Source organism: Wenzhouxiangella sp. XN201 (assembly GCF_011008905.1).
Classification (GTDB): Bacteria; Pseudomonadota; Gammaproteobacteria; order Xanthomonadales; family Wenzhouxiangellaceae; genus Wenzhouxiangella.
In genome coordinates this window covers 61,325-82,855 of the sequence record NZ_JAAIVI010000019.1, presented here as the reverse complement: position 1 = coordinate 82,855, position 21,531 = coordinate 61,325, and the positions used below count along the sequence as shown (strand labels likewise).

Genomic DNA, 21,531 nt, shown 5'->3' with positions numbered 1-21,531 from the left:
ACTTCTGCTATTGTCACTAGGGTCTGCCTTCCCCGCCTTTTTTAGGCCCATTTCTGACGTCAAGGCTGAAGCCGTGAATCACACACTCCGATCGATCGACCATTTCCTCCGTCCCGCTCTTTTACTGTTGGTAAGCGCCGGCGCCTTGTTCGCCGCGGCTCCCGTGCACGCGCAACCGGTATTTTCCAAGGCGTTCGCCCCGGCCACGATCGGTGCCGGGAGCACCTCGCGCCTGACGTTTACCATCAACAACGGGGACATGGTGGCGCCGGCGGACGACCTTGCGTTCACCGACGTCCTGCCCGCCGGTGTGACGATCGCCCAGCCGCCCAGCGCAAGCAACACCTGCGGTGGCGTCGTGACCGCGCCCGGGGGTGGGGGAACGATCGAACTGAGCGGCGGCAGCGTGGGCCCTGGCGAGGCCTGCCAGATCGCGGTCGATGTGACTTCGTCGACGCTCGCCACCCACACCAACACCTCTGGCGACCTCACGTCCACCGCCGGCAACAGCGGCCAGGCGACCGCTGACCTGACAGTTGATGCCGAGCTCCCGGGTTTCACCAAGAGCTTCGCGGCCGATCCGATCCAGCTCGGAGATTCGGTCACGCTCACCTTCACCCTCGACAACAGCGCGAGCACATCGGACCGCTTCAATCTCAGCTTCAACGACACGCTGCCCGCCGGACTCGTCGTCGCAGGACCGTCAAACGCGGGCGGCACTTGCCCGGCAGTTGACGCCGGGGCGATCACCGCCGTTCCGGGATCGAGCACGATTTCCTACGGCGCGTTCGGGCCGCTTGCGTCCGGTGCAACCTGCACGATCTCGGTCGACGTGACGGCGGTCGAGCCGGGTCTCCAGGTCAACCGCACGGGCGAGCTGACCTCGACTCCCGCGGGCTCGCTCGAGTCGAGCGGCTTCGCCGTCGACGCGCTCGACGTGACCGTGGAACCGCTCACGCTGGTCAAGTCCTTCATCAACGATCCCGCCGCACCCGGGGAGACCGTCACGCTGCGCTTCACGGTCTACAACTTCACCCGCGACCCGGCGAGCGATATCGCCTTTACCGACGACCTTGACGCCACCCTGTCGGGCCTGGCGGCGACCGATCTGCCGCTGAACGATGTCTGCGGCTCCGGCTCGCAGGTAAGCGGCGCGAGCACGATCGGCCTCACCGGCGGCACGCTCGGCGGTGGTGAATCGTGCACTTTCGACGTCACGCTCCAGGTGCCCGCGGGCGTGGCGCCCGGCAGCTACCCGAATACCACGAGCACGGTCACCGGCGATGTGGCGGGGGAGCCCACCGCCGGCTCTCCGGCAATCGATGACCTGGCGATCGCCCCGGCACCGATCCTCACCAAGACCGTGACCCCCGATCCCGCGCTCGCCGGCGACGAGCTGACGGTCGATTTCCTGCTCGAGAATCCTTCGGCGGATCCGATCACCAACATCACTTTCCAGGACGTCTACACCGACTTCATCCCCGGTTCGACGATCACCGCGCCCGCCGATGGCTACTGCAATGGCACCGGCACGACTGCCGTGAGCACGACGACGATCCAGTTCTCCACGATCGACCTCGCCGCCGGCGCGAGCTGCACCTTCTCGTTCGCCCTCCAGGTTCCGCTCGACACCGATGCGGGCATCTACACCAACACCACGAGCGAGGTTTCCGGCCTCGATCCGGCCGAGGAACCACTGACCGGCCGGCCGGCGAGCGACGACGTGCGCATCATTGCGGCGCCGCGGCTGGAAAAGGCTTTCGTGGGAGATTCAGTCGCGCCAGGTGACACAGTCACGCTTCGCTTTACCCTCACCCGCGCCGAGGGTGCGCCCGGCACGGCGACCGACATCGCTTTCACTGATGACCTGTCGGCGGTAATGGCCGGCCTGTCAGCGATCGACACGCCGATCGCCGATGCTTGTGGGGCCGGCTCCGAGATTTCCGGGACCACGACCCTCGCCTTCACCGGCGGTTCGCTCCCGACCAACTCTTCGTGCAGCTTCGACGTCACGCTCCAGGTCCCCGCCGGTGCGATGCCTGGCTCCTATACCAATACCACCAGCACGGTTACCGCGACGGTCGAGGCGCTCGCGGTGGAGGGAGCGGCCGCGTCCGACGATCTCGAGATCGCCGGCCTCCAGGCGGCCAAGCAGTTCACGGACGATCCGGCAGTGGCCGGCGGCACCGTGACGCTCGAGTTCGTGCTGAGCAATGACGATCCGAGCTCCTCGGCGACCGGCATCAGTTTTACCGATGACCTGAACGCCGTCATCGCCGGCCTTGCCTACAACGGCGCGGCTGTGACGGACCCGTGCGGTGCGGGTTCGCAACTCACCGGCACGACCACGCTCGTGTTCACCGGCGGGACGCTCCCGCCGGGCGGGTCGTGCGCCTTCTCGGTGGTGCTCGATGTTCCGGCAGGCGCTTCCGCCGGAGAGTTCGCCAATACCACCTCGCAGGTATCGGGTACGGTCGACGGCTCGCCAGTGGTCGTGGCGCCCGCAACCGACACCCTGCTGATCGTCGATCCGCTCACGATCGACAAGGAGTTCATCGACGATCCGACCGCAGCCGGCGGCACGGTGACGCTCCAGTTCACGATCAACAACGCGCATCCGACCGAGCCCGCCACCGACGTGGCCTTCACCGACGACCTCGATGCGGCCCTCTCCGGCCTCCAGGCGGTCGGAACGCCGATCGGCGCGTGCGGCGGTACGCTCAGCGGCACCTCGCTGCTGACTTTCAGCGGCGGTAACGTGGCAGCCGCAAGCTTCTGCACCTTCAGTGTCACGCTCCAGGTCCCCGCCGCGGTGCCCAGCGGTACCACCGCCACCAACATCACGAGTTCGGTGACCGGCACGATCGATGGCGTCGGCGTGACCGGCAGCCCGGCGAGTGACGATCTTCAGGTGGAGCAGGCCGGGTTATCCAAGGCCTTTGACGGTCCGACTACGGCTACCGGCACCGCCGTCCTGACCTTCACGATCCAGAACTTCAGCACCGATGCGCTCACCGGCCTGTCGTTTACCGACGACCTCTCGGCGACACTCGCGGGCCTCGCGGCGGTCGGCCTGCCGATGAACGACGTGTGCGGTGCGGGGTCAAGCATCAGCGGCACCTCATTCCTGACCTTCAGTGGCGGCAGTCTCGCCGCGGAGGAAAGCTGTAGCTTCGACGTGACGGTCCAGGTGCCGGCGGGCGCCGCGCCGGGCAGCTACACAAACACGACCAGCGACCTCTCGGCTTCCGGATTCGTGCTCGCGCCGGCGGCGACCGATGACCTGGTCATCGAGCCTGCACCGGGCTTCTCCAAGAGCTTCTTGCCGGCGACAGTCGGCGAGGGCATTCCGAGCACGCTCGAGTTCACGATCGACAATACCGCGAGCGCCGTTGCGGCCACCGGTCTCGATTTCACCGACAACCTGCCGGCGGGCATGGTGGTGGCGGCGGCACCGAATACTGCAACCAGCTGCACTGGTGGCACGATCACCGCTGTGGCCGGGAGCGGGACCGTCTCCTACACCGGTGGGAGCGTCGCAGCCGGGGCGTTGTGTACTGTCTCGGTCGACGTTTCCGCCGACGTGATGGGCACCTACGTCAACACTTCGGGCGAGTTGACTTCGACGTCAGGTTTGAGTGGCACCGCGTCCGCGACCCTGGACGTGCGGCCGCCGCCGACGGTGGCGAAGGGATTCACGCCTGACGTGATCGCGAGCGGCGATTCAAGCACGGTAACGGTGACGATCGACAACACGGCCAACTCGATCGACGCCAGTGACGTCGTGGTGACGGACAATCTGCCCACCGGCGTTGAAGTGGCGCCAACGCCGAACGCCGCGACGACCTGTACCGGCGGCACGCTGACAGCGGTGGCCGGCGCCGGCTCCTTCGACTATAGCGGCGGCACGGCCCCGGCCGGTGGGAGTTGCACCGTCCAGGTCGACGTCAGCGCACCGGATGCCGGCTCCTTCGACAACACGGTCACGGTCACGTCTTCACTCGGCATGAGCGCGCCGGCGACCGACACGCTGGTCGTTTCCGACTCGCCGCTGGTGACCAAGGCCTTCAGCCCGGGCGAGATCGCGGTCGGCGGTTCGACGACCGTGACGATCACGATCGACAATACGGCCAACGCGGTGCCGGCGACCAACGTTTCTTTCACCGATACCTTGCAGGGCGGACTCCTTGTCGCCGACCCCGCCAATGCCTCGACCACCTGCACCGACGGAACGATCACGGCCGTCGCTGGCGCCGGTTCCTTCGGCTATAGCGGCGGCACGGTCCCGGCCAACACGAGTTGCAGCGTCCAGGTCGACGTCACCGCACCGGATGCCGGCTCCTTCGAGAACACCGTAACGGTCACCTCGTCGCTCGGCACAAGCGAACCGGCCATCGACACGCTCGACGTCACCGGGACACCGTTGGTGGACAAGGCCTTCAGCCCGGAAGAGATCCCGTTCGGCGGCTCGACGATGGTGACGATCACGATCGACAACACGGCCAATCCGCTGCCGGCGGACGACCTCTCCTTCACCGATACCTTGCAGTTCGGGCTTGCAGTAGCCGACCCGGCCAATGCCTCGAGCACCTGCACCGGGGGAACGCTGACGGCCGAGCCGGGAGCCACCGAGTTCAGCTACACCGGCGGCTCGGTCGCGGCGGGCGCTTCCTGTACGGTGATGGTCGAGGTCACGGGGACGACTTCCGGAGCCGTGGGCAACCAGGTGACCGTGGACTCCTCGCTTGGACAATCCTCTGCGGCATCCGCCGTCGTCCAGATCGGTGAGGTCAAAGACGTTCCGATCGTGAACTTCTGGGGTCTGCTGATGCTCACCATGCTGCTCGGCCTGGCCGCCATCTGGCGCCTGCGCTCATAAGGGGACCCGCCCGGCTGCCGAGACCGGCAACCGGGCGGCGTTGCTCAGCGTGTGAGGAAGTTCAGTTGTTGCCCGTGCCGTACTCGGCCAGCCACTCGTCGTCGGAGCCTTCGCTGATGTCTTCGAACATGAAGGTCGAGAGGTAGCGCTCGCCGGTGTCGGGCAGCATGGCCAGGATACTTTTGCCCTCCTCGGCCTTTTCAGCAACCTTCAGCGCGGCAGCCACCGTTCCACCGCCGGAGATGCCGGTAAAGATGCCTTCCTTGCTGGCAAGTGCCAGGGCGGTGTCGCGGGCTTCCTCGTCGGTGACCGGCACGATCTCGTCGGCGATGTCGAGCTTGAGCACCTTGGGCAGGAAGTCGGGCGTCCATCCCTGGATCTTGTGTGCCTGCCATTCCTTGCCGGCCATCAACTGCGCCTGGTCCGGTTCGGTGGCGACGATCCTGATCCCGGGACGGGCAAGCTTGAGCATTTCGCCGGCGCCGGTGAGCGTACCGCCGGTACCCCAGCCGGAGACGAAGTAGTCCAGCCGCCTGCCGGCGAAATCGCGCAGGATCTCCGGACCCGTTGTGTTGCGGTGATAGGCGGGATTGGCCTCGTTTTCGAACTGGCGGGCCAGGAACCAGCCGTGCTTGTCGGCCAGTTCTTTCGCCTTCTTGACCATGCCCGTGCCTTTTTCCTCCTTGGGCGTGAGAATCAGCTTGGCGCCCAGTGCGCGCATCAACTTGCGCCGCTCGATCGAGAAGGTTTCCACCATCACGGCCACGAAGGGATAACCCTTGGCCGCACAGACCATGGCCAGCGCGATGCCGGTGTTGCCGGAGGTTGCCTCGACCACGGTCTGGCCCGGCTTGAGCTCTCCGCGCTGCTCGGCGTCTTCGATGATGCCGATGGCCAATCGGTCCTTGACCGACGAGAGTGGGTTGAAGAACTCGGCCTTTACGAATAAATCGACGTGCTTCGGAGCAAGTCGATTGACGCGCACCACCGGCGTTCGGCCGATGGTCTGGAGAATGTTGTCGTGGATCATGTTCGGGTCTCCCGCTTTCGGGTGTAGACGCTTTGACAGCGAGTGTCGACAGTCGTTGTCAGAACCGATATCTGACGTAGCTTACACTTTGGTCGGAAACGCGGGAGTGAACAATACGTGGAAGCCGAAATGCTCGAGCTCGAGCAGCTTGGCGTCGGAACACTCGCGAATGTCGATCTGAAAGTGGCGCCGGGAGAGATCGTGTGCGTGTCCGGGCCGTCGGGCTCGGGCAAGACGCGCCTGCTGCGTGCCGTTGCCGATCTCGAGCCGCACGAAGGTCGCACTCGCCTGGGTGAGCATGAACAGGCGGCGATGCCGGCTCACGAGTGGCGCCGTGCCGTCATGCTGGTCCCGGCCGAAAGTCAGTGGTGGCACGAGCAGGTCGGTGCACACTTCGCCCGGCCCATGCCGGACGCATTGGCCGAGCTGGGCTTCGAGGCCGGTGTCGAGGATTGGCCGGTGATGCGCTTGTCTTCAGGCGAAAAGCAGCGCCTGGCCTTGGTGCGCGCGTTGTCGACCGGGCCGCGCGCCCTGCTGCTCGACGAACCCACCGCCAATCTCGACGATGACAGCGCCGAACGGGTCGAGGGCTGGTTGATGCGGCTGATTCGCGAACGTCACTTGCCGACCCTGTGGGTGGCGCACAGCATGGCGCAGATCGAGCGTGTCGCAGACCGGCATTTTCGCGTGGCCGGTTCGCGGTTGGAGCTGGCGGCATGAGTAGCGTGATCGATCTCAGCTGGTGGCAGCTGGCCCTGGCGGCGGTGCTGGTGTTGGCCCTGGCCGGCAGCATGTGGTTGACCCGCCTGGGTCTGGCCGGCTCGCTGCTGATCGCCGCGGGCCGAACCGTGGTGCAGCTGGCGCTGGTCGGCCTGGTCCTCGAAGCCCTGTTTGCCGTTGGCGCCCTGGGCTGGATCGCGCTGATGGCGCTGGCCATGCTGCTGCTGGCCGGGCGCGAGGTGATGGTGCGCCAGAAGCATCGCTTCACCGGCGGCTGGGCCTTCGGTATCGGAACCGTGTCGATGTTCGTTTCGGCGTTCAGCGTGACCGTGCTTGCGTTGGTGGTGGTGATCGGACCCGATCCCTGGTACTCGCCGCAGTACGCCATTCCGCTGTTGGGCATGCTGCTGGGCAACACCATGACTGGCGTGGCCCTGAGCCTGGACCGCCTGACCGAGTCGGCCTGGCGCGAGCGCGCGCTGATCGAGCATCGCCTGATGTTGGGCCAGACCTGGGTGGAGGCCATTTCCGAGATTCGTCGCAACGCCATGCGCTCGGGCATGATTCCCATCATCAATGCCATGGCCGCGGCCGGCCTGGTCAGTCTCCCGGGCATGATGACCGGCCAGATCCTGGCCGGCAGCCCGCCGGCGCTGGCGGTCAAGTACCAGATCCTGATCATGTTCACCATTGCCGCCGGGACGGGTTTCGGCACCATGGCGGCGGTGTCGATGGGCAGTCGGCGACTGTTCGACAAACGCGAGCGACTGCGCATCGATCGTCTGAGCCGTTGATGCCGGCGATCGGTGTCATGAATGCCTCGGGTTTGTGTGATCAAGTGGACTTGATTGCCCTGCACGTTTACTCTTTGGGTCGAAGGGTCGAGGGAACTGTCAGCAGATGATCTACGGCGTCCGCCGCAATTTCACAGGGCTTCGCGCGTGAGCGACCGCACGGGGCGCCATTGGTTGGCACGCCTGGCGTGCGCCCTGCTCTTGCTTGCGGCTTCCGCCCCCCTCCTGGCACAGCACCGCGCAGACGTCATTCAGCTCCCTGACGAAGGCACCATCGGCGACATCAAGCAGGCCGCGGCCGTGCGCCCGGACCCGGAGGGTGCGCTGAATCCGGAATCCCTGCTTCGCAGCGATGCAGGCTTTGAACGTTACTCCCCGGAGCTGGAGCGCAACGCGCCCCCGCTGTGGCTGAAACTCCAGGTGGCCGCCCCGCCTGCATCCGATGGTCAGTATGTGCTGCGCGTCGCGCGGCGTTTCTTCCAGGCGTTTGAAGTCTACGTCCCGGATGAGGACGGCCAGTTGCGGGAATTTCGCGCGGCCTACGATGAAACAATCACGATGGATACGGTCGGCCGGCAGTTCGTTTCGGACTTCACGGTGCCGTCCGGAGAAGTCCAGACCCTGCTGATCCGTGTCGATACCGTTCAGGACAGTCTCCAGCCGGTGGAGTTGTGGATAGAGAGCCGATCGACTTTCGCCGAATCGAAGACCAACCACTTCCTTGTCTTCGGGCTCGTGTTCGGCATGTTGATCGCCCTGATCTTCCACAACTTCATCCTGTATCTGAATCTTCGCCAGCGCGGTCACCTGTTCTATGTGCTGGCGATGGCCAGCGTCCTGCTGTTGCTGGGTATGGATTCCGGGCTCTTGCAGAACTACGTACTCCCCGACTTTCTTCTGGCGTACGTCGCAAAGCTGTACGCCGTGATCAACATGCTGGCATTGGTGACCATCGGGCTTTTCTTCCTGGCATTCGTGCATCCGCAGCGTCACGCGCCGCGCCTGAGCCGGACCATCCGCATCCTGATCGGCGTGATAGCCCTTATGGCCACCGCCGCGCTGATCCTGCCCGATCAGCGACTGCCGCTGATCCTCACCGCCCTGCAGCCGGTCCAGCTTCTGTTCCAGATCCTGCTGATTGCCGGCGCCTACCTGGCTGGCCGCCGGGGTGCCACCGAGGGCTACATTTTCCTGGCTGCCTGGCTGGTATTCATCATCAGCGGATTCGCGCGGGTGTTCATGTCGCTCGACCTGGTGCCGCGCACCAGCCTGTTCGAATACCTGATCTACTTCGGCTCGGTGGTCGAAGCCAGCATTCTGGCACTTGGGTTGACCTGGCGCGTACGTCAGCTCTACGAGCGCCACGCCCGGGCCATCGAGGAGCAGCACAAGGCCGCCCGCCTGGCCAACCTGGACCCGTTGACCGACGCCTACAACCGGCGCTTTCTGCAGACCTACCTCGACAACGTCATGCCGGGCGCTTCGGCCGACTCCTTTGACCGGGCCGTGCTGATCCTCGACCTCGACAATTTCAAGGAAACCAACGACGAGTACGGCCACGCTGCCGGCGATATGGTGCTGCGCGAACTGGTGCGGCGCTGTCAGCGCGTGCTGCGCGAGGGCGATGTGATTTGCCGGCTTGGCGGCGACGAGTTCGTGATCGTTCTTTCCGATCAGAATGATCGGACCGGCCAGCAGGTAGCCGGTAGGATCATCGACGAAGTCGCCGAACGGCCGTTCCTGTTCGAAGGCGCGGAGATGCCCGTGACCACCAGCATTGGCGTAGTGTCGAGTATCTCGCCGACGTGTACGGTCAGCGACATTCTGCGCATGGCCGACCAGGCGCTCTACCAGGCCAAGCAGGCCGGTCGCAACCGGGCCGTGCTGTTCGATCCCGACAAGGCCACACCCTTCCGGCACGGGCCCTCACGCGCCCCGGCGAGACACGAGGAAGCATGAAACAAGCAAAGATCACGATTATTGGCGCCGGTGTATCCGGCCTGTATGCCGCCTGGCGCCTGCTCGAAGCCGGGCACGATTCTGCCAGTCTGACCGTGCTGGAGGCCACTGATCGCATCGGCGGCCGGCTGTGGTCCCTGCGCATGCAGCCCGACAGCACCCTTCCGGCCGAACTCGGCGGCATGTTCTTCAACGACCGGCAGCCGCTGGTCTATGGGCTGTGCAGCCGGGCGCTTGACCTGCCGAAGGAGCCAGTCGCACCCGAGCCCGACTTTGCCTGGCTGCGCGCAACGCGCTTCCGGATCGCCGAGTTCGCCGACCCGAAGAAGCAGCCCTACAACCTGGCGCCGGATGAGCAGGGGCTGAGCTATTACCAGTTGCTCGATCTGGCCTGCACCCGGATCGCTCCCGACATCAAGAAGTTGTGGCCGAACGATCCCGACGGTAGCCGTGAGCAGACACTCGACTACCTCAAGCAGCACGAGTTCGACGGCCGGCCGCTGTGGCGCTGGGGCTTCTGGAACCTGCTCTCGCGCGTGATCAGCAACGAGGCCTGGCTCGCACTGCGCGGCATGATCAGCTCCAATGCGCTGCTGTCGAACTGGAACGGCTTCGACGCCATGGTCGCCGTCGTGGTCGAACAAAGCGGTCAGTGGTTTCGGCTCACGCACGGCTACCAGCACCTGCCCGAGCGGCTGGCGGAAGTGCTCGAGCAAGCCGGCGTGGCGGTGCTCAAAGGTCATGTCGTCGAGCGTGTCGAACGCGACGGCAAGGGGCTGCGCCTGATGGTCGATTCGAAGGAGGGCACGAGCGCGGTCGGCACCGACCGCCTGGTTCTGGCCGTGCCGAAGCTCGCGCTGAGTGCGCTCGTCGATGCCAGTCCCGATTTGCGTCAGGGTGGTCTGACCACAACCATGGACTCGGTCGACAGCGTACCCAACTGCAAGATCTTCCTGACTTTCGACAAGCCATGGTGGCGGGACGTGCCCGACGGCCCGGGCCGCATCGGGCGCGGTTCCTATGGCGTGTCGCATACCGACCTGCCCATGCGCCAGTGCTACTACCTGGGCGTGGACAAGGGTTCGGGCCAGGCCTTGATGCTGGCCAGCTATCCCGACACCGATGCGGTCAGTTTCTGGCGTGCGCTGACGCCCGACAGCGGGCGCGGTGCCGAGTTGGCGAGTGATCTCAGCCCGGTCGCACTCACCGAAATCCGACGCGAGCTGAGCGAAATGCATGGCGTCGATGTGCCCCAGCCCACGGCCGGGCGCTTCATCGACTGGACGCACTGGCCTTACGGCGGCGGCTGGCACAACTGGCTGCCCGGCTGGAAGAGCTGGGAAGTGACCGAATCGATGTGTGCCCCGATCACCGGACTGCCCGTCCATCTTTGCGGCGAGACCTACAGCACGGCCCAGGGTTGGGTCGAGGGTGCGCTGCAGACCACCGAAGACATGCTGCAACGATGCTTCCATTTATCGGCGCCCGACTGGCTCAATTCCTGACCGCTGGCTCGGCCGCCCAACTTTCCCGCAACCCCCATCAAAGGAGATTCCATGTCCGAGAAAACCCGCAAATTCGTCGCCGTTCTGGGTGAGGATCCGGAAACGCTCGAACGTTTCAAGCAAGATCCGAAAGCCGTCATGGACGAATATGGTGTACCGGAAGAGCACCAGAAGCACTTTCTTTCCGGCGACAAGGATGCCCTGCGTCGTGAAGCCGGCGTGGACGACGCTGCCGTGCAATTACTGATCGTGTGAAACGGGCTCAGGCGGCTGATGTCGGAAAACGCCACAAGCATCGGCCGCCTGAGCGTCGTCGGTACCGGCATTCGCCCGGGCGGCCATCTCACCCGTGAAACGCAGCATGTCATCGCTGCCGCCGACCGCGTCTTCACGGTGGTCGACGGGCTGACCCTCGAGCGCCTGCGAGAAATCAATGCCGGCATCGAATCGCTGCAGGACAGCTACGCCGTCGGACGGCAGCGCGACGACAGTTATGCCGAGATGGTGCGGCGAATCCTCGCTCCGCTCGAGGAAGGCCGGCATGTCTGCGCCGCCTTCTACGGCCATCCCGGCGTCTTCGTCTGGCCGGCCCACGAAGCCGTGCGCCAGGCGCGCGCGGCCGGCTACCGTGCCGTGATGTATCCCGGCATCTCGGCCGAGGACTGCCTGTTCGCCGACCTCGGGCTCGACCCGGCCGTCCACGGCTGCCAGAGTTTCGAGGCCACCGATTTCCTGCTCCACGCGCGCCGCTTCGACCCGACCGCGGCATTGATCCTGTGGCAGCCGATCACCCTCGGCGATCTCGGTCGCAAGGCCTTCGAACACGATCCGGAGTGGGTCCGCGTTCTGGCCGAAGTTCTGGGCGAGACCTACCCGGCCGAGCATCCAGTCACGATTTACGAGGCCGCGGTCTTTCCCCTTGACGAAGCCCGCATTGAGCCCGTGCCACTCAATCGGCTGCACGAGGCGCGCTTCACCCAGGCATCGACCCTGTACCTGCCGCCGGCGGGCGCGCCCGAGTTGAGCGCCGAACGGCTCGAACGGCTTGGTGTGCGAGCTTCCGATCTGGTCCTGGGCGCCTATCAGCAGTATCGGCGGGGCAACTAGAGCAGCCAGACGATCGGTAGTCGTGCCAGGATGGCCACGCCCATGCGCTTCCACGCGCTGGTGTGCGGCTCGTGCTCGTGGCGGACCTTGCCCGACTCGGTTCGCTCGATCCAGTACAGCCCGCCGTGGCCGTCGAGGTGCACCGAGTAGGCGTACTGCGGGACTTCCCCGGCAAAGGTCTCGGCCAATTGCCCGGCCAGTTCCGGGCTGTCGATCAACAGGCCCATCTCGGTATTGAGTTGTGCCGAGCGGGGGTCGAAGTTGAACGATCCGACGAACACGCGTTTGCCGTCTACAGCGAAGGTCTTGGCGTGCAGGCTCGATCCCGAGCTCCCCAGCGGCCCCTTGCCCCGCATCCGCTCCTGTCCCGAGAGACGCTGCATCTCGTAGAGCTTCACGCCGGCCTTGAGCAAGCGTTTGCGATAGCGGCTGTAGCCCGAATGCACGGCGGCGACGTCGGTGGCTTCCAGGGAATTGGTCAGCACGACCACTTCCACCCCGCTTTCGGCCAGCTCCGTGAATAGTTTCGCGCCAGAGCGTGTCGGTACGAAGTACGGCGAGACCACGTAGATCCGATCGGTCGGAAGACCGACGGCTTCCCGCAGCTGCTCGCTGAGCGGACCCTTCGAGCCGGGCTTGTCCAGGATCTTGTGAGGGTCGTCGCTAACCAGTTCCGCTCGCCCCCAGAACATTTCCAGCCGGCCGTCGAGAAAAGCTTCGATGAAAGCCGAGTGCTCGAACTTGTCGAGGTAGGCGATTGTCCGCTCGTCCTGTTCGAACTGGCGGGCTTCCAGGCGCAGGTAGCCGATCGGGTCGTTTTCCGTGGGCTCGATCAGATTCTCGATCGGCCAGGCCGACTCGCTGTTCCAGTAGCGGTCGAAATCGGCCGCGACGTCCTCGATCACCCGGCCGACGGCGATCACGTCCAGATCGGCAAACAGCAAACCAGTGCCGGCGGCAAAGTACTCGTCGGCGATGTTACGCCCACCGACAACGGTAGCCTGGCTGTCGGCAGTGAAGGACTTGTTGTGCATGCGCCGATTGATGCGACGGAAATCGGTCAGGTAGTTGACCCAACGCGGCCAGCGCAGGGCGAAGGGATTGAACAGCCGCACCTCGATGTTTTCGTGGCTGTCCAGGGCCGCCAGCCTGTCGTCCAGGCCCTGGATGCCGTTGTCGTCGAGCAAAAGCCGCACGCGAACGCCACGGTTGGCCGCCTCGAGCAGGGCACTCAGCATCAGCGCACCGGTCAGGTCATTGCCCCAGATGTAGTACTGCACATCGAGCGTGCGTTCGGCGGCGTGTGCCAACAGGTAACGCGCGGCGAAGGCGTCGAGCGGGTCGTTAAGTGGGTGGAGGCCGCTCTCGCCGGGATGCTCGCTGAGCTGCTCGGCGAGCGTCTGGCCCAGCTGTGTTTGTTGCCCGGTTTCGCGCGGCAGCGCGGCCGAATCGGCCGGTGCGGGGCGTTCAGTCCGCCGGAACCAGAAGACCGGCATCAGTCCTCCAAAAGCCGCCGCGAGCAGCCGCTGCCACGCCAGGCACTCTTCGGATGAACCAGCCCGCTTTGCCTGGTCGCGATGAGCCGGCCCAGATGTCGATCACGATCCTGCACGGGCTGGCCGGCTTTCGGCCTGCTCGATGGCCGCAACCAGTCGGGCCCTGAGCGCCGGATCGGCATCGGGACCGGGCAGCATGGCCAGTTCGTGGACGTCGAGCGCGCGTCCGTCGGTACTCAACACCCGTATGCGCTGAATCTCCTCGCCGGTGGCGCGCTCGATGTAGCGCACCGAATGGCAGGGATCGCCAAGGTGTTCCTCGACCCATTGCGACAGCGCGATCAGCACCGGGAACAGGGCACGCCCCGATTCCGTCAGCTTGTACTCGACCACGCGCCGGTCGGTCTGGGAGGCCTTGCGTTTGAGCAATCCGGCCTCGACCAGCTTGCGCAAGCGGTCGGACAGGATATTGCGCGCAATGCCCAGGCGCTTCTCGAAATCGTTGAACTGGCTGCTGCCCAGAAAGGCCTCACGGATGATCATCAGGCTCCAGCCGTCGCCCAGCAGGGCGGTCACGCGGGCGATCGGGCAGTTGCCTTGGCAGGCTTGGTCTTTGCTCATGACACTAGTTTGGCGGATTAGGTTGCATTTTGCAACTCATAGGGGTAGGCTATAACCAGGTTGCAAAATGCAACCTATATCGGAACCCAACGGAGAAACGGAGAACCGTCATGTTGATCCCTGAAAATGATTCCCGCCTGACCGCCCGCCGAATGGTAGCCCTGATTGCCGTCTGGGGCCTGCTCGGCCTGTTCGCGTGGTTGGCCTGATTGCGGCGGCAAGAAAGCCATACCGGCACTTTGACGATGCGTTTCCGGCAACTGGCGTAAACTTCTCCAGGCACGACCCATTCAATGACTGGAGACAGTGATGAGCAGTGAAGAACGCAAGGCTTTCATCGAGCGGCTCAAATCCCATCTTGACGAACTCGACGAGAAAATCGACGAATTCCAGGGCCGCGCCGAAGAAGTCAGTTCGAAATCGCGCGAGGAATACCACGAGCGCATTGCCGAAATGCGGAGCCGACGCAAGGACCTGGCCAACAAGCTCGACGAGGTTCGGGCCGGCGGGGAACTGCAGTGGAACAAGCTCAAGCGCGAAGCCGAATACACCTGGGATGCGCTGCAGAATTCGTTCAACTACTTCAAGTCACACTTCAAGTAAGTCATGCCGTACGCACGCAACGACGACCTGCCCGATTCGGTGACCGACAATCTTCCGCAGGGTGCTCAGACGATTTATCGCAAAGCGTTCAACTCGGCCTGGAAACAGTATGCCGGCAAGTCCGATCGCGAGGGTATCGCCCACCGCGTGGCCTGGTCGGCGGTCAAGGAGTCGTACGAAAAGAACGATGACGGTAATTGGGTCCGGAAGAACGACTGAGAAGGCCTGACGCCCGAACCGCAAGAGGAGAGACGATGACAGGTAAATCAACGCTGCTGTCGGCGCTCGTGCCGACCGCGGGGCTCGCGCTATCGCTATTCGCCACCGGCTTGCCCGCGGCCGAGCAGGGCCGCGTGATCGAATCCGCCGAGCGCGCCGTGCTCAGTTCGCGCGATCGCATCGAGCCGGAAAATGCCATGCTGACCGACCGGCTCGAAAACCTGCTGCCGCGCCTGATGGACGAGGCCGGTATCGACATGTGGCTGGTACTCAACCGCGAATATGCCGAGGATCCGGTCTACTTCACCCTGGTACCGCAGCCGAGCTTTGCCGCCCGGCGCACCACCATGCTGGTCTTTCATCGGAACGAAGACGGCGGGCTCGATCGCCTGACCGTCAATCGCTATCCGCTGGGCGAACCCTACGAATCGGCCTGGGAAGGGGGTTCGCTGGACGAACAGTGGCAGGCCCTGGGCGAGCTGGTTGCAGAGCGCGACCCGGAGCGCATCGGCATCAACGTATCCGACACCTGGCCGGAAGCCGACGGCCTGACCCACGGCCTGCATCGCAAGCTGATCGCCGCTTTACCGGATGAACTCGAAGACCGCCTGGTGCCGGCCGAGGAACTGGTGGTGCGCTGGCTCGAAACGCGCAGCGAGCGCGAGCTGGCCGTCTACCCGCACGTGGTCTCGATTGCCCGTGGCGTGATTGCCGAAGCCTTTTCGGGTCGCGTGATCACGCCCGGCGTGACGCATACCGATGATGTCGCCTGGTTCATCCGCCAGCGCTTCGAAGAGCTGGGGCTCGATCCCTGGTTCATGCCCTACGTCAATATCCAGCGTCCGGGTGGCGAGTGCGCGGAAGACACGCCGTTCTGCGGCACGTCCGGGACCATTCAGCCCGGCGATGTGCTGCATACCGACGTTGGCATCTGCTACCTGAAGCTGTGTACCGACACCCAGGAAATGGGTTACGTCCTGAAACCCGGCGAGGCCGAGGTGCCCGAAGGCCTGGTCGACGCGCTGGCGGCGGGCAACCGCTGGCAGGACGGCCTGACCGACGAGTTCGTCACCGGGCGCAGCGGCAACGAGATTCTCGCGACCGCCCAGGAAGCCATGGCCGACGCTCCCTGGTCGTTCAACATCTATACCCACCCGATCGGTTACGTCGGCCACGGTCCGGGGCCGACCATCGGCATGTGGGACCTGCCCGCCGAGGTCGCAGACACCGGCGACTGGCCGCTGCACGCCAATACCGTCTACGCCATCGAGGGCAGCATCAAGACAGCCGTGCCGGAATGGGACGACCAGCTCGTCAACATCAAGCTCGAGCAGACGGCCGTGTTCGACGGCGAGCGCGTGATCTATCTGGCCGGCCGCCAGACCGAGTGGCACCGGATTCGGTAGCTCGGCCCGAAAGGGTTCCGTTCAACGCAACCAGCGGCGCAGGCTGCGATAGACCTCGGGGTGGTGTAGCAGGCCCACATGACCGGCGCCGGAGATAACCCGGCACCGGTCCTCCGGAATCCCAAGAGCCCGATCCGGATCCGGATGGCGGCCCAGGGCGCTGTCGACCGGCACGAGTTCGTCGCCGAGCAGCCCGCCGGCGAGGCTGCCGGCCCGGGTGCGGGCGGTGGCGGCAATGGCGAATTCCTCGACACCCGCATCTGAAACCGGCAAGCCGCCGTGACGCAGGTCGATGATGCCCGCACTCCGGATCTTGCCCAGTCGCGTGAACGGCGCACTGTAGGGGCTGGTGCCGAGCAGAGTCTCGAAGCGATGGCCCGCCCGCTCCAGCGGCGCGCCATGATGCGGCGTGCCCAGGTAGACCATGCGATCCAGCGATTCTGGCCAGCGATGCCCCGCCCGAAGCCCCTGGTCGAGGGCGCTTCGCGCCAGCAGCCCGCCCATGCTGTGGGCCAGGATTGTGATCGACTCGACCGGCACTGGCCAGTGATCGACCAGCGTCTCGAGCAGCGCGGCGAATTCGCCGCCGTTGTCATCAACCCGCCGGCCGGAGTTGTAGTGCAGGTACAGCGGCGTGAAATCCAAGGCCTTGCCGAGACGGGCCGGCATGCCCCGTTGACGGCCGCTCGCAGTCGCTTTTGCCCAGTGCAGGTCGTTCATACACAGGCCGTGGACGGCGATCAGCAACTTTCCCGACGGTTCATCGATGCGCTCCGACAGCGCCGTGTGCGCTATCTCCAATGCCTCGCCGTCCAGGCGAAACGACATGGGAATGGCCAGCGGATTGTTGCTGGTGGCCAGGTGGTCGCCCAGCACGCCGTTGAGTGCGGCGAGCCAGTGCTCCCGGATCTCGGACCGCCCCGGGCGCGGCAGTCGCGCAAGAACCGGCGCGGCCACCGCATCGATCGAGGCGCCCACCGTTGCGTTGACACCGCGCACCGCCCGATACACCAGGCCGGTAATACCGCGGGTGCGATCCGGCGCTGGCGGACCCAGGGGCGCAGCGAACCCGGCCACGGTGCCGTGCAGGTGCTCCACCAGGTGACTGGTTCCGGCCACGCCGTCGACAGCCAGTCTGGCCAGGCCGTGCAGGTCCGAGGCGTGCAGGTAAGGTGTGGGCGTCAAGTCGATTCCATTCGCGGGGGGGCGGTGAGTTGGACCCACGGTGTCAGAATTGGTTGCTGTCTTTCGGCCGGGAAATTGGGTAAAATGCCCGGCCAGCCTGATCCCGTGGGGCCGTAGCTCAGTTGGGAGAGCGCAGCATTCGCATTGCTGAGGTCAGGGGTTCGACTCCCCTCGGCTCCACCACTTCTTTTTTGACCCCTCCCTGCTATGATCCACGGATATCCGCGGCGTGGAATCTTCGCTGTGGAAGCACAAGGGGTGATAGTTTGCAACAAATGTCGAATGCCACCGAGGCACAAGGCGACCGCGCGCTCAGCAAAAGCGCGTGGTGGCTGCGTATGGCCGCACTCGGCCTGGGCTGGATTCTGCTGTGGCGTGTGTCCGCGCTCATGGAGTACGCGCCGCATGCCAGCATCTGGTTTCCGCCAGCCGGTCTGACGCTGGCGGCGCTGCTGGTGCTCGGCCGTAGCGTGGTGCCAGTGCTGGTGGTGAGCTGCATCGTAGTCAGTCTCTGGGCCGGTCGTATCTACACGATGGAGGAAACGGCCTGGGAGCTCCTGCCCTCGGCCATCCTGTTCGCAGTTTCCCATATCGGCGCCTACGGGCTGGGCGCCTGGGTGCTGATCCGCCTGGTGCTGCGCTCACGCGAGATCAGCGTGCCGTCCCAGATCATCGCCTTTCTGATCACCGGGTCGCTTTCCGCCCTGCTGGCCGCGCTGTTCGGGGTTCAGGCGCTTATTTTCGGCGGCATGATCGGTGCCGAAGAAAGCGCCGGGCTGTGGTTGCCCTGGTGGATCGGCGACATGGCCGCGACGATCGCGCTGGCACCGCTTTTCATCGGCCTGCTGGAACAGGTCTTCCCCCGGCCCAAGCGCTGGTTCGTCCTGCTGGCCCTGCCCTCGCCGTCCATTTCGCGGCAATCCTGGATTCTGAAAACATCGGTACTGCTGTCGCTGCTGGTCGCCGTCATGGTGCTTACGGCCGCCGTCTCCGAGCGTGGCGAGCTGCTGGCCTTTTCGGTTTTCTTCCTGATCATCCCGCAGATGTGGATCACCTACACCGAGGGGGCGCTGCGCGTGGCGACAAGCCTGGCTGCCTTCAGTACCCTGATCGCGATATGCGTCGGAGTGTTCGGCCTGATGGAACAGGCCATGGTGTACCAGTTCGCCATCACGGTGATTGCCGCCAGTACTTATTTCGGTCTGTCGGTGCCGGTCCTGATGGAGCAGAACCGTCAACTGCGCCAGCTGGCCGATGTCGATGAACTCACCGGCGTGATTAATCGACGCTATTTCTTTGAACGTGCCCACCGCGAGCTGGCCGATGCCCGACGATCGGGAGAGCCCGCGACGCTGGTCATCTTCGACATCGACCGTTTCAAGCAGATCAACGACGACCTGGGGCACCTGGTTGGCGACGCCGTGCTCGTGGAAGCGGCCGATCGTGTGGGTCACCATATGCGGCGCGGCGATCTGTTTGGTCGTTTCGGCGGCGATGAGTTCATGCTGCTGATGAGTGGCTGCGATGCCCAGCAGGCGGCCGAGCGCTGTGAGCAGCTACGGCGAACGTTCCATGACATCTCTTTCAATGATCACGCCGAGACCTTTTCGGCCACGTTCAGCGTCGTCGAGATCGGTCCGACCGAATCGGTCACCCAGGCCTTCGATCGAGCGGATGCCGCGCTGCTCGCGGCCAAGCGCGCCGGTCGCGATCGTGTGGCCGGTCCGACGACCGAGGGAGCAACTTGAGCAAGAACATCCTGATTACCGGGGCGAGTTCCGGGCTGGGCGAAGGCATGGCGCGCGAGTTCGCCGCGGCCGGCCACAACCTGGCCCTGTGCGCCCGTCGCGTGGAACGGCTCAAAACCCTGCGCAAGGAACTGATGGCGCAGCACGACGTCCGGGTAGAGTTGCGCGATCTGGACGTGAACGATCACGATCGGGTGTTCGAGGTGTTCCGTGATTTTACCGCTGTACTCGGTTCGCTAGACCGGGTCATCGTCAATGCCGGCGTTGGCGACGGGCGGCGTATCGGCACCGGACACTTCGAGCACAATCGCCGCGTGATGGAGACCAACCTGGTCGCCGCCCTGGCCCAGTGCGAAGCGGCCGTCGAAATCTTCCGCGCGCAGGGTCGCGGGCACCTGGTGTTGGTCTCCTCGATGAGCGCGGTGCGCGGTCTGCCGCGTTCGATGACCGCCTATGCCGCCAGCAAGGCCGGCCTGTCGCACCTGGCCGAGGGGATCCGCGCCGAGCTGATGAACACCCCGATCAAGGTCACCACCCTGCTGCCGGGTTTCATTCGAACCGAGCTCAATGAAGACGCCGACAAGATGCCTTTCGAAGTCGACGCCCAAACCGGCAGCCGCGCCATGGTGCGGGCGATCGAGGCCGAAAAGACCACGGCCTGCGTACCGGCCTGGCCCTGGCGGCCGATTGGCTGGCTGCTCAAGATTCTGCCCCTGCGGATGATTGCGCGCTACGGTTAAGCGGCCGGCGAGGCACTCGCTTCGTCCACACCCACGGCGCGCGCGTGGGCTTCGAGACGGCGAATGCCGCCGCGGAAGCTCCAGGCGCGGAAGCCTTCACGTCGCATGGTCTCGGCCAGCCAGGCGCTCTTGAGGCCGAATTCGCACACCAGCAGGTAATCGCGATCCTTCGGCAGGGCGCCGGCAAATCGGCAGGCACGATCGAAGTCGAGCTGGATGGCCCCGGGCCAGTGCCAGTCGGCGTGGGCCTGCTCCTCGCGCAGGTCGATCACGGCCATGCCCTCGGGGACCCGCTCGAGCGATACCTCGTCGGGCTCGATGCGGCCGAATTCGGATCGTTCGATCACCCGTGCTTCCTCGACCAGTCGGTCGAGCAGGGTCAGATCGAGCGAGCCTTCAAGTCGGTCGAGATCGCGCGCCCGTCCGCTGGTCACCGGCCGGCCGCCGTCGAGCGCGCAGAACTCGGCGTTGCCGGCACTGGCCTCGAAGGTACCGATGGCGCGGGCACGATCCATGATCTCGTTCTTGTTGAACCCCACCAGCGGCCGCAGCACGGGCATGTCGGTGTGGGCAGTGATCGCGCCGAGATTGGCCAGGGTCTGCGAGGAAACCTGGCCCAGGGCCTCGCCCGTGATCAGTGCGCCGGCACCGGTGCGTCGGGCCAGCGGTTCGGCCGCGCGCATCATCAGGCGCTTGAGCAGTACCTGCCAGTACTGTCCGCCGACCTTGTTTCGCAACTCGGCCACGATCGGGCGAAAATCGACCACGAACAGTCGCGCGCGCGATCCGGCCAGCCAGTGTCGGTCGAGTTCGCCCAGCACGCGCTGTACGCCGCTGACCTGCTCCGGCCCGGCCAGGTCGAACAGCACGAAGTCCATGTCCAGGCCCCGAAGCAACATCTGCCAGGCGGCCACGACCGAATCGAAGCCGCCGGAAATCAGCGTCAGGGCCCGGCCTTCGGTGCCCAGCGGCAGGCCACCGGGACCGGGCAGGGGGTTGGCAAACAGCACCGCGTCATGGCGTCGAATCTCGACGTGCACCGCCACTTCCGGGTCGTCCAGGTCGACCTGTCCGCCGCACTCGACCAGTCGCGCGCCCAGGCGACGGGCCAGATCGGTGTTGAAGCCGCGCGGCTGGCCGGAATTGCCGACGCGCCGCGGACGCACGGCGAAGCGCCGACTCTCAACTTCGCCGGCAAACAGCTTGACGCCTGTCTCGACAAGCTCGTCGAGCGAAGACCAGCCCATGGAATGGGCCACGCGCACCGCCTGCACGCCGAACACGCGCGTCAGCACGGGCGCCGCTTCGGCCGGCACCTCGGTGATGTCGATGCGATCGCGGCGGTCGACGATCCGGGGCTCGTAGCCGTGTTGCCTGAGCGCCGCTCCGAGATTGCCGCGCAGCTGGCGGTGAAAGCGCCGGCGAGTCTGCGCCGACTTGGTCGACACCTCGCCGGAGACGCTCAGGGACAGGAGCGGCTTGAGGTCGGACCGGGTGGGCATGGCTCGGGCAAGCGATG

General features: G+C 65.2%; 17 protein-coding genes and 1 tRNA gene. 13 read left to right on the top strand and 5 right to left on the bottom strand.

Going from position 1 to position 21,531, the window contains the following annotated elements; genetic code table 11:
• The first annotated feature begins 73 nt into the window (after window positions 1–73).
• Window positions 74–4,879, top strand: coding sequence for a DUF11 domain-containing protein (locus tag G4Y73_RS09230; protein WP_164231347.1), 4,806 nt, complete (start codon window positions 74–76; stop codon window positions 4,877–4,879).
• Window positions 4,880–4,940: 61 nt separating this feature from the next.
• Here the strand turns inward: G4Y73_RS09230 and cysK are convergent, their stop codons facing one another.
• On the bottom strand, window positions 4,941–5,909 hold the full coding sequence (gene cysK / locus G4Y73_RS09225; RefSeq protein WP_164231346.1) for a cysteine synthase A: 969 nt from the start codon (window positions 5,907–5,909) through the stop codon (window positions 4,941–4,943).
• A 117-nt stretch (window positions 5,910–6,026) separates the two neighbouring features.
• Here cysK and G4Y73_RS09220 point away from each other — a divergent pair, with 117 nt between their 5' ends.
• From G4Y73_RS09220 to G4Y73_RS09195, 6 genes are all read left to right on the top strand, one after another.
• Window positions 6,027–6,629, top strand: coding sequence for an ATP-binding cassette domain-containing protein (locus G4Y73_RS09220; RefSeq protein ID WP_346426845.1), 603 nt, complete (start codon window positions 6,027–6,029; stop codon window positions 6,627–6,629).
• Window positions 6,626–7,423, top strand: coding sequence for an iron export ABC transporter permease subunit FetB (gene fetB, locus G4Y73_RS09215; RefSeq protein ID WP_164231345.1), 798 nt, complete (start codon window positions 6,626–6,628; stop codon window positions 7,421–7,423). The genes G4Y73_RS09220 and fetB overlap by 4 nt, the downstream gene beginning before the upstream one ends.
• A gap of 147 nt (window positions 7,424–7,570) precedes the next feature.
• Window positions 7,571–9,382, top strand: coding sequence for a diguanylate cyclase (locus G4Y73_RS09210; protein ID WP_164231344.1), 1,812 nt, complete (start codon window positions 7,571–7,573; stop codon window positions 9,380–9,382).
• Window positions 9,379–10,887 (top strand): NAD(P)/FAD-dependent oxidoreductase, encoded by a 1,509-nt coding sequence (locus G4Y73_RS09205; RefSeq protein WP_164231343.1) that lies wholly within the window; start codon window positions 9,379–9,381, stop codon window positions 10,885–10,887. Before G4Y73_RS09210 ends, G4Y73_RS09205 begins: the two co-directional genes overlap by 4 nt.
• Window positions 10,888–10,938: 51 nt before the next feature.
• On the top strand, window positions 10,939–11,142 hold the full coding sequence (locus tag G4Y73_RS09200) for a hypothetical protein (protein ID WP_164231342.1): 204 nt from the start codon (window positions 10,939–10,941) through the stop codon (window positions 11,140–11,142).
• Between the two features lie 18 nt (window positions 11,143–11,160).
• Window positions 11,161–11,994, top strand: a complete 834-nt coding sequence (locus tag G4Y73_RS09195) for an SAM-dependent methyltransferase (RefSeq protein ID WP_164231341.1) — start codon at window positions 11,161–11,163, stop codon at window positions 11,992–11,994.
• Here G4Y73_RS09195 and G4Y73_RS09190 read toward each other — a convergent pair.
• Together G4Y73_RS09190 and G4Y73_RS09185 are read right to left on the bottom strand one after the other, a co-directional pair.
• Window positions 11,991–13,490 carry a phospholipase D family protein gene (locus G4Y73_RS09190; RefSeq protein ID WP_164231340.1) on the bottom strand — a complete coding sequence of 500 codons (1,500 nt, stop codon included), beginning with the start codon at window positions 13,488–13,490 and terminating at the stop codon, window positions 11,991–11,993. The two genes, G4Y73_RS09195 and G4Y73_RS09190, sit on opposite strands and share 4 nt — an antisense overlap.
• Before the next feature lie 102 nt (window positions 13,491–13,592).
• Window positions 13,593–14,111, bottom strand: a complete 519-nt coding sequence (locus G4Y73_RS09185) for a helix-turn-helix domain-containing protein (RefSeq protein ID WP_164231339.1) — start codon at window positions 14,109–14,111, stop codon at window positions 13,593–13,595.
• Window positions 14,112–14,420: 309 nt separating this feature from the next.
• Between G4Y73_RS09185 and G4Y73_RS09180 the strand changes: the two genes are divergently transcribed.
• Genes G4Y73_RS09180 through G4Y73_RS09170 form a run of 3 tightly spaced genes read left to right on the top strand, consistent with a single transcriptional unit; the run spans window position 14,421 to window position 16,339 of the window.
• Window positions 14,421–14,714: a hypothetical protein gene (locus tag G4Y73_RS09180; RefSeq protein ID WP_164231338.1), complete on the top strand. Its 294-nt coding sequence runs from the start codon at window positions 14,421–14,423 to the stop codon at window positions 14,712–14,714.
• A gap of 3 nt (window positions 14,715–14,717) precedes the next feature.
• Window positions 14,718–14,933, top strand: coding sequence for a ChaB family protein (locus tag G4Y73_RS09175; RefSeq protein ID WP_164231337.1), 216 nt, complete (start codon window positions 14,718–14,720; stop codon window positions 14,931–14,933).
• A gap of 35 nt (window positions 14,934–14,968) precedes the next feature.
• Window positions 14,969–16,339, top strand: a complete 1,371-nt coding sequence (locus G4Y73_RS09170) for a M24 family metallopeptidase (protein WP_164231336.1) — start codon at window positions 14,969–14,971, stop codon at window positions 16,337–16,339.
• 21 nt (window positions 16,340–16,360) lie between these two features.
• Here the strand turns inward: G4Y73_RS09170 and G4Y73_RS09165 are convergent, their stop codons facing one another.
• Window positions 16,361–17,524, bottom strand: a complete 1,164-nt coding sequence (locus G4Y73_RS09165; RefSeq protein ID WP_205596581.1) for a hypothetical protein — start codon at window positions 17,522–17,524, stop codon at window positions 16,361–16,363.
• A gap of 107 nt (window positions 17,525–17,631) precedes the next feature.
• Between G4Y73_RS09165 and G4Y73_RS09160 the strand changes: the two genes are divergently transcribed.
• The 3 genes from G4Y73_RS09160 to G4Y73_RS09150 all read left to right on the top strand — a co-directional run bounded on the left by G4Y73_RS09160 (window position 17,632) and on the right by G4Y73_RS09150 (window position 20,012).
• Window positions 17,632–17,707 (top strand) — tRNA-Ala (locus G4Y73_RS09160).
• Window positions 17,708–17,799: 92 nt separating this feature from the next.
• Window positions 17,800–19,272 carry a diguanylate cyclase gene (locus tag G4Y73_RS09155; RefSeq protein WP_164231335.1) on the top strand — a complete coding sequence of 491 codons (1,473 nt, stop codon included), beginning with the start codon at window positions 17,800–17,802 and terminating at the stop codon, window positions 19,270–19,272.
• Complete coding sequence (locus G4Y73_RS09150; protein WP_164231334.1) at window positions 19,269–20,012, top strand: SDR family oxidoreductase; 744 nt, start codon at window positions 19,269–19,271, stop codon at window positions 20,010–20,012. Before G4Y73_RS09155 ends, G4Y73_RS09150 begins: the two co-directional genes overlap by 4 nt.
• On the opposite strand, the gene G4Y73_RS09145 is transcribed toward G4Y73_RS09150, so the two are convergent.
• Window positions 20,009–21,514 carry a THUMP domain-containing protein gene (locus G4Y73_RS09145; protein WP_164231333.1) on the bottom strand — a complete coding sequence of 502 codons (1,506 nt, stop codon included), beginning with the start codon at window positions 21,512–21,514 and terminating at the stop codon, window positions 20,009–20,011. The two genes, G4Y73_RS09150 and G4Y73_RS09145, sit on opposite strands and share 4 nt — an antisense overlap.
• Between the last annotated feature and the right edge of the window lie 17 nt (window positions 21,515–21,531).

Coding starts and splice junctions, on each gene's coding strand:
- G4Y73_RS09195 (WP_164231341.1), top strand. CDS start 11,161: ATGTCGGAAAACGCCACAAGCATCGGCCGCCTGAGCGTCGTCGGTACC.
- G4Y73_RS09170 (WP_164231336.1), top strand. CDS start 14,969: ATGACAGGTAAATCAACGCTGCTGTCGGCGCTCGTGCCGACCGCGGGG.
- G4Y73_RS09200 (WP_164231342.1), top strand. CDS start 10,939: ATGTCCGAGAAAACCCGCAAATTCGTCGCCGTTCTGGGTGAGGATCCG.
- G4Y73_RS09175 (WP_164231337.1), top strand. CDS start 14,718: ATGCCGTACGCACGCAACGACGACCTGCCCGATTCGGTGACCGACAAT.
- G4Y73_RS09190 (WP_164231340.1), bottom strand. CDS start 13,490: ATGCCGGTCTTCTGGTTCCGGCGGACTGAACGCCCCGCACCGGCCGAT.
- G4Y73_RS09185 (WP_164231339.1), bottom strand. CDS start 14,111: ATGAGCAAAGACCAAGCCTGCCAAGGCAACTGCCCGATCGCCCGCGTG.
- G4Y73_RS09155 (WP_164231335.1), top strand. CDS start 17,800: ATGTCGAATGCCACCGAGGCACAAGGCGACCGCGCGCTCAGCAAAAGC.
- G4Y73_RS09205 (WP_164231343.1), top strand. CDS start 9,379: ATGAAACAAGCAAAGATCACGATTATTGGCGCCGGTGTATCCGGCCTG.
- cysK (WP_164231346.1), bottom strand. CDS start 5,909: ATGATCCACGACAACATTCTCCAGACCATCGGCCGAACGCCGGTGGTG.
- G4Y73_RS09180 (WP_164231338.1), top strand. CDS start 14,421: ATGAGCAGTGAAGAACGCAAGGCTTTCATCGAGCGGCTCAAATCCCAT.
- fetB (WP_164231345.1), top strand. CDS start 6,626: ATGAGTAGCGTGATCGATCTCAGCTGGTGGCAGCTGGCCCTGGCGGCG.
- G4Y73_RS09145 (WP_164231333.1), bottom strand. CDS start 21,514: ATGCCCACCCGGTCCGACCTCAAGCCGCTCCTGTCCCTGAGCGTCTCC.